Here is a 4,859-nt window from a genome sequence, read left to right on the forward strand (position 1 = left end):
TCAGTCTGCAAGAAATGATTGCCAGGCTGCTGCTGGCCTTTTTAGTGGGATTTTTCATCGGCCTGGAGAGGGAAATACGCCACAAGCCCGCTGGAGTGCGCACCCATACCCTGGTCTGCCTGGGGTCCGCCCTGTTCACTTTAATCAGCAGCTACGGGTTCATGTCCCTGTTGGGAACAACCCCCTACCAGCCGGGGGACCCGGCACGCATAGCCGCGCAAATTGTCACCGGTGTAGGATTTATCGGCGGCGGCATTATCTTCAAGGACCAGGACCACATCCGCGGCCTGACCACCGCCGCCAGCATCTGGCTTACCGCCGGGCTGGGGACGGGCATAGGCGCAGGCCTGTACGTCCCCAGCCTGGTGGCGGCAGTGCTGGGGTACCTTACCCTGAAATTGAACCGCCTTCTCCGGAGATGGGGCCTGGACGACCCGGGCGAAGAGTAAAAAAAAGCCCGCCGTAAAACCGGGCGGGGAAAATGCCTGCGGTATTTTATATTGTCCCGACCCATTCAAAGTCCCGCCTTATCCCCGGCTGGCCCGGCTGCCACTGGGCCGGCACACCTTCACCCGTGGCGGCAGCATACTGAATGGCCTGGAGAACGCGGATGATCTCGTCCACGTTCCTGCCCACCTCCCGGGGGTACACGCAGTAGTATTCTACGCGGCCCTGAGGGTTGATAATAAAAGTAGCCCGGTGGTTATACATAACATACTAACGCGGGTTACTTTCAGAAAGCATCTTTCTTACCATCCTGTTGAGCTGGCGATTAATACCAGCCACCCTCTCAACCTCCAGCACAAAGACAATGCCCTTTCCGGGCTTATTCAGGTCTGTTTCATTGACAATGGCTTCCAAAACCTTGCCGCTCTTTGGACGTTCAATCAAAGTTAAAATGATTTCCTTCTCAGGCTCAATAGGAATACCGAACAATTTGGCGTTCTCGTGAATTCCCGTGCCGCGGCCGAAAAGTATGGTTCCCCCTTCCGCACCGACTTTTCTTGAAGCATCAACCACTTTTTCCGAATCACCCTTGTTAACGATGGTCACAATTAAATCGTATAAAACCTCTTCGCCATCCTTTATCATTTCCATTCCTCCCGGATTCTGCTCAGGTGGTACAGCGGGGGTACCCAGGTGACAGATACCGGCCACCCGGCTCACGTCGAGAACAAAAGCTATCCCGCGGCCGGGTTTATCCAACCTGGCAGCAGAAATTACGGCCTGCAGCACAACGTCCAGCTTGCTTTCATCCACCAGTATAAGAATAATTTCCTTTTCCGGCTCTAGTTCGATCCCCAGAATCTCCGAAACTTGATGGCCCCCCGTACCTTCGCCCAAAAGAGTGGTCCCGCCTTCAGCCCCGGCCTTCTTTGCCGCCTTTACCGTCTTTCTGGCCACGCCATAGTTCACAACGGCTATCAACAGCTTATACTTCCGCATGATAGCGTTCATCCTGCTTCTCCTTTCTGCTAAAGAGCAGACCTAAAGATAAAACTGCCAGAATGGGAGAAAGCGCTACCATAGCAATCATCCCGAACCCTTCGGTTAAGGGATCACGGCCCTCTAAAGCCGAGGCAAAGCCCAGAACCATGGTTAATATAAAAGTCACGGTCATCGGCCCGGTGGCCACTCCCCCCGAATCAAAAGCTATGGCCACAAAGGAAGGGGATGAAAAACGCGCCAGTATGAAAGCAAGCAGGTAGCCCGGAATTACCAGGTACCACAGAGGAATTCCTAGCCAGACTTTCCACAGCGACAGGGCAATGGAGGCGGCCACCCCCAGCGATACCGTATAAAGCATTACCTGCTGGGGAATATAACCCCCCGATGCCTTCTCCACCTCATAATTTAACACACGGACGGCAGGTTCGGCAAACGTAGCTACAAAACCCATTAAAAAACCAGCCGGTATGATTAACCAGCCGAACTCCAGGCTACCCATGGTTTTCCCGATTATTTCTCCCACGGGCAGGAAACCCACGTAAACGCCCTGCAGGAAAAAGGACAACCCCAGGAAGGTCAGCACGAAACCTTTTAAAACTCTAATAAATCTCCTTCTGCTGAACTTCAGCAACCAGACCTGCAGAATCAAAAATAACAGCAGGAGAGGAGCCAGTGCAACGGCCACCTCCAGCAGAACGTGGCCAAAACCGTCAAATACTTTAAGTTCATTCAACCATAAATCACTCCCAGCAACAGCACGGATAAGATGGGCCCAACAGAGCCCAGAGCCACGTAGCCGAATCCATCGGCGGAAGTGCTTCTACCCCCCAGAACAGATGCAACCCCCACACCCAGGGCAAGAACAAACGGCACCGTCATCGGGCCTGTGGTAACGCCGCCGGCATCCAGAGAAACGGCCCTGAATTCGGCGGGGGCGAGCACGGCCAGGATGAAGACCAGGGCGTAACTGGCAAGCAAAAGATGATGCAGGGGAACACCCAGAACCACCCGCAATATGGCCAGTCCCACAAATATGGCCACGCCCAGAGCGACAAAGATAATTAAAAGATCTTTGGAGATGGCTCCCCCGGATACTGCATCCACCTGGGTGGCCAGAACCCTGACATCCGGCTCGGCCACAGTCACCACAAAACTGAAAAGAAAACCGAAGAGGACCAGAATCCAGACCCTACCAATTCTGGAGAGCGCCGAACCGGTGGCTTCACCAATTTGCAGCATTCCCAGATGAATGCCCACCAGGAAGAATATCAAGCCAATGGTGACCATGACCACCCCGATCAAAAACTGCGCCATAACCAGAGAAGGTAACCGGAGCACTGCCTGCAGGATGAGCACAAATACAGTAACCGGTAAAACAGCCAGAACAACTTCCAGCACAGTGCCCTTAATATCTTTCATGACCTCATCCTTTCTTTTATGTTTTTACCCTGAACATTCACGCTGCAAGCTCAACCAGGGAACCCATAAAAAAGGGAACCCATAAAAAAATTTAATACGTTACCAATGAAAATTATATCATTTGTATCTTTAATTTATCAATCCAGTGGTCAAAAAAGGAATAACTAGCAACCACATGGCGGGTATGCACTCCGGGTACTGTGTAAGCTGCTGAAAGACGGGAAAATAAAAAGGGGAGGTAAACTCCCCTCCAGCGTACAGATAAAGTGTTTCCGGGATGTGCCCCGGTTTTACTCGCGGCGGCTCCAATTATACAAAACGTCTTTTCCGCATCAGGCAAACCCGTAAGCGTAAAATACCCCCCCTTGCATTCAAGGTGGGGGCTAAAACATGCTAATTATTCATCCGGCATACAGGAGGCAAAGTTTCCGACCACGGCAGGAGTTGATCCAGGGCATCTTTGTCCTGGAGGTCCAGGTTGGGGAGTTTTTCGAAGAGGTGAATGAGGTACTGGAAGGGATTTAACCCGTTTTCTTTGGCTGTTTCTATGATGCTGTAGATAATGGCGCTGGCTTTGGCACCCCGCGGGGTGTTGGCAAACAACCAGTTCTTGCGGCCGATGACGAAGGGCTTGATGGAACGTTCACTCCGGTTGTTATCGAGTTCCAAACGCCCGTCTTGCAAAAAAGCGGTCAGTTTATCCCACTGGCCCAGGCAATAGTAAACCGCCTGCCCAAAGGAACTTTTGGGCAGTACCTGCGTTTTCTGTTTTTTTAGCCACGCCAAAAAGGCGTCCAGCACAGGCCGGCTGCGCACCTGGCGAATTTGATAGCGTTCTTCCGGTGTTGCCTCTTTCAACTCGCGCTCAATGGCAAAGAGCCGGTTGCAGAACTCCAGCCCCTCCCGGGCGGCTACTGCTTTATTGCGTTTATCTTCCGGCAGGGCATTTAAGGCTTCATCAAACTTGCGACGGGCGTGGGCCCAGCAGCCGACCAGGGTAACATCCGAAAGCTCATTGTAGCCAGCATAGCCGTCAACGTGTAAATACCCCTTAAAACCTGCCAGGAAGCGGCGGGGATGTTTGCCGGCCCGGGTGGTCTGGTATTCGCAAAGGATGATTGATGGTCCGTCCCGCCCGGTACGGTAAAGCCAGAGATATGATTTGGTAGCAGCTTCCCTCCCGGGTTCCTGGAGCACCTGTAAGGTCGTCTCGTCGGCATGGAGGATATCTCTTTTAAGCAGGTGTTCATGGAGGCGGTCATAAATATGGGTTAGCCAGGTGTTGGCTCCATGGAGCACCCAGTTGGCCATTGTCTGCCGGGAAAGGTCTATCCCCAAACCCTTAAACTGCTGCTCCTGGCGGTAGAGGGGCAGGCCTGCCCCGTATTTCTGGGTCATGATGTAGGCCAGGAGGGAGGGAGATACCGGGCTGCCGGGAAGTATGGGTGCCGGAATAGGTGCCGTGATAACGGGAGTACTTATCTCTTCCCGCTCGCAGCGGCGGCAGGAATAGACGTAGCGCACATGTTTAACCACTTTCACCTGGGCCGGGATTACTTTTAGTTCCTGCCGTATTTCAGTGCTCATCTCATGCAAAGGACCACCGCAGCACGGGCAGACCCGTTCTTCTTCCGGCAGGCGGTGCTCTACACTTCTACCGGCAGGTTTTCCAGGTTCATCTCCCGGCGACTGCGCCCTTTGCAGCGCTGGTAGGTGATGGTTTCCAAATCAGGTTCTACTGCCTCAGGCCGGGCTTCCACTTCCGCTTCGTTAAAAAGCGAGAGCTGCTCTTCTTCTAAAGACCTGGTCCGTTCGCTGGAAACACCGAATTGCCGCTTCTTGCTTAAACGAAACTGCTCCATAAACCAATTCAGTTTAGCGGTCAGCTCGGCATTCTGTTGTTCCAGCCATCTACACTGCTCTTCCAGCTGTAGACAGCGGCTTTGCAGCTCTTCTATATTCATGGCAGCGATAGATTGCGAAGTAGTGTT

5 protein-coding genes and 1 pseudogene are annotated in these 4,859 nt (G+C 52.9%); 1 reads left to right on the forward strand and 5 read right to left on the reverse strand.

Annotated elements, in window-relative coordinates; genetic code table 11:
* Positions 1-449 (forward strand): MgtC/SapB family protein (locus D7024_RS11595; RefSeq protein WP_243113768.1); only part of this gene is annotated, 449 nt, incomplete at its 5' end.
* A 46-nt stretch (positions 450-495) separates the two neighbouring features.
* Here D7024_RS11595 and D7024_RS15435 read toward each other — a convergent pair.
* From D7024_RS15435 to tnpC, 5 genes and pseudogenes are all read right to left on the reverse strand, one after another.
* Positions 496-624, reverse strand: a complete 129-nt coding sequence (locus D7024_RS15435) for a hypothetical protein (protein WP_279221002.1) — start codon at positions 622-624, stop codon at positions 496-498.
* Positions 625-717: 93 nt separating this feature from the next.
* Positions 718-1,446, reverse strand: coding sequence for a P-II family nitrogen regulator (locus tag D7024_RS11605; protein ID WP_207666929.1), 729 nt, complete (start codon positions 1,444-1,446; stop codon positions 718-720).
* Entirely contained in the window at positions 1,433-2,182 is a 750-nt protein-coding gene (locus D7024_RS11610) for a DUF1538 domain-containing protein (protein WP_121451951.1), read from the reverse strand. The genes D7024_RS11605 and D7024_RS11610 overlap by 14 nt, the downstream gene beginning before the upstream one ends.
* Positions 2,179-2,868 (reverse strand): DUF1538 domain-containing protein, encoded by a 690-nt coding sequence (locus D7024_RS11615; RefSeq protein ID WP_121451952.1) that lies wholly within the window; start codon positions 2,866-2,868, stop codon positions 2,179-2,181. Before D7024_RS11615 ends, D7024_RS11610 begins: the two co-directional genes overlap by 4 nt.
* Before the next feature lie 393 nt (positions 2,869-3,261).
* A pseudogene (tnpC, locus tag D7024_RS11620) lies at positions 3,262-4,832 on the reverse strand (IS66 family transposase).
* Positions 4,833-4,859: the final 27 nt, after the last annotated feature.

Source organism: Desulfofundulus salinus (assembly GCF_003627965.1).
GTDB lineage: Bacteria > Bacillota > Desulfotomaculia > Desulfotomaculales > Desulfovirgulaceae > Desulfofundulus > Desulfofundulus salinus.

Bases quoted from the DNA above. Each gene is read 5' to 3' on its own strand.
- D7024_RS11605 (WP_207666929.1), bottom strand. From the start codon at position 1,446: ATGCGGAAGTATAAGCTGTTGATAGCCGTTGTGAACTATGGCGTGGCC.
- D7024_RS11615 (WP_121451952.1), bottom strand. From the start codon at position 2,868: ATGAAAGATATTAAGGGCACTGTGCTGGAAGTTGTTCTGGCTGTTTTA.